The 2,544-nt window shown below is 36.4% G+C and carries 2 protein-coding genes and 1 pseudogene; all 3 read left to right on the top strand.

Annotated elements, in window-relative coordinates:
* Positions 1–187: pseudogene (locus AFK68_RS37955) on the top strand (hypothetical protein); the annotation flags it as partial.
* Positions 153–575, top strand: coding sequence for a hypothetical protein (locus tag AFK68_RS02210; RefSeq protein WP_246843939.1), 423 nt, complete (start codon positions 153–155; stop codon positions 573–575). The pseudogene AFK68_RS37955 and the gene AFK68_RS02210, both read left to right, overlap by 35 nt.
* A gap of 34 nt (positions 576–609) precedes the next feature.
* Positions 610–1,572, top strand: a complete 963-nt coding sequence (locus tag AFK68_RS02215) for a glutathione S-transferase family protein (RefSeq protein ID WP_094671281.1) — start codon at positions 610–612, stop codon at positions 1,570–1,572.
* Positions 1,573–2,544: the final 972 nt, after the last annotated feature.

Here is a 2,544-nt window from a genome sequence, read left to right on the forward strand (position 1 = left end):
AATTGTTATTCTGCCTCAAACTATTTACTACTCTAGTGAAGAAGCCTTAGAAAAATCAGCTCAAGTGCTGAATAAACATCCTGATTTAAAAAATTTTCCCGAAAAAATGTACTTAGAACTATATCATTATCTGTATGGAAATCGCAAATTTTTTGACTTGGCTAATTTTTTTTGGATTAATAACTAGCATTGGTATTGGTACAATGATATATGCTTATCGTGGACAAGGAAGTATTTCTGTCCTATTTACAGAACCTATATCAAAATCTGAATTAATACCACCAGAAGCAGCAGTAAATTTTCAACAAGGATGTGAAGCTTTTCGAGTACAAAATTATCAACAAGCTATAAATAAATTTACTGAAGCTATACAAAATAATTCTAATATTGCTGAAGCTTATCATAATCGAGGTTTAGCTTTTGCTAATCTACGTCAAGATGATGAAAGTGTAGCAAATTTATTGCAGGCAGGACAATTATATCTCCAAGAAGGAAACCAAGAAGCTATTGCTATTGTCAAAAAAAATCTAGAGTCATTAAAGGCAAGAAAAGAGTCTAAGAAAACTGACAGTTAATTGATATGATGTGATTATCTTTTAGGAGGTAAAAATGGGTTTAGGTATTTTAATTGATGGTAAGTGGATTTCTGAACGGGAACAAGAAGATTCTCAAGGTAGATTTATTCGGCCTCAAACCACTTTTCGGAATAAAATTACAGCAGATGGTTCTAGTGGTTTTAAGGCAGAAGCAGGACGTTATCATCTATACATTTCTTGGGCTTGTCCTTGGGCACATCGAACTGCTATTATCCGGAAATTAAAGGGTTTAGAAGATGCTATTGGTTTGTCAGTTGTAGGTGCTGTAATTGACCAAAATAGTTGGGAATTTACTGATGAATTAGGGTCGATTCCTGATACTATTAATAATAATAGTTATCTTTGGCAACTTTATCTTCAGGCAGATTCAAATTATAGTGGTAGGGTGACTGTACCTGTACTTTGGGATAAACAAACAGGTAAAATTGTTAATAATGAATCTCGTGAAATTATTCGGATGTTTGATACTCAGTTTAGTGGTATTGCTAAAAATGATGTAAATTTATGTCCTGAAGATTTATACGATCAGATTGAAGAAACTATTGATAAGATTTACCAACCTATTAATAATGGTGTTTATCGAGCAGGTTTTGCAGGTTCTCAGTTGGCTTATGATGAAGGAGTAAAAGATTTATTTGCAGCTTTAGATAGTTGGGAAAATGTATTGTCAAAACAACGTTATTTGTGTGGCGATCGCCTAACTGAAGCTGATATTTGTATGTTTACTACTTTGGTTCGTTTCGATCCGGTTTATTATGTTCATTTCAAGTGTAATTTACGTCATATTTGGGAATATCCAAATCTAGGGAATTATTTGAAGGATATTTATCAGTATCCAGGGGTAAAAGAAACTTGTAATTTTGACCATATTAAGCGCCATTATTACATGAGTCATCCTAAGGTTAATCCTACTAAAATTGTGCCAGTTGGTCCAGAGATAGATTTAGATTCTCCTCATAACCGCGCGTCGATGTAAGGTATAGCCCTACGCAAAAGGCAAAAGTCCAGTAGTCCAGTAGTAGTCCAGTAGGGTGCATTAGGAACGTAACGCACCACTTAAAACTAACCCTAATCTAGTGGTGCGTTACGACGCAAGCTAATATTTTACAAACAAAATCTAGTTTTTTGTCAGGGTCTAACACACCCTACTGAACCGATANAATCTAGTGGTGCGTTACGACGCAAGCTAATATTTTACAAACAAAATCTAGTTTTTTGTCAGGGTCTAACACACCCTACTGAACCGATATAGTCTAGTACCCTCAAGCTTAAAATAGTGTATTAACCTCAGTCTAGTAGTAGACTGACACACCTTAAATGGTGCAATAAATGTAGGTTGGGTTGAGGAACAAAACCCAACAACAGTCCTTCTCCCCTACTCCCTTACTCCCCCACTCCCCTACTCCCTAATGCACAGTTTTAGCTGTGTCAGTCCAGTAGGGTGCATTAGGAACGTAACGCACCACTTAAAACTAACCCTAGTCAGTGGTGCGTTACGACGCAAGCTGATATTTTACATACTTTAGGTGAAAGCTCGCGTTAATTTAACGGGTAAACCCGCCCCTACTATTGCACTATTTAAGGTGTGTCAGTCTAGTAGGGTGCGTTAGGAACGTAACGCACCACTTAAAACTAACCCTAGTCAGTGGTGCGTTACGACGCAAGCTAATATTTTACAAACAAAATCTAGTTTTTTGTCAGGGTCTAACACACCCTACTGAACCGATNCCACTTAAAACTAACCCTAGTCAGTGGTGCGTTACGACGCAAGCTAATATTTTACAAACAAAATCTAGTTTTTTGTCAGGGTCTAACACACCCTACTGAACCGATACAGTCTAGTAGTGCCGCCTCAAGCTTAAAATAGTGTATTAGATTTTTAAGTAAAAGCCTTAAAAAATCAGCATTCTGCCATTTTTCTCAAGTAACATTTAAGGCTTAAAACGGC

The sequence above is a fragment of the Hydrocoleum sp. CS-953 genome, assembly GCF_002260545.1.
Lineage (GTDB): Bacteria > Cyanobacteriota > Cyanobacteriia > Cyanobacteriales > Microcoleaceae > Trichodesmium.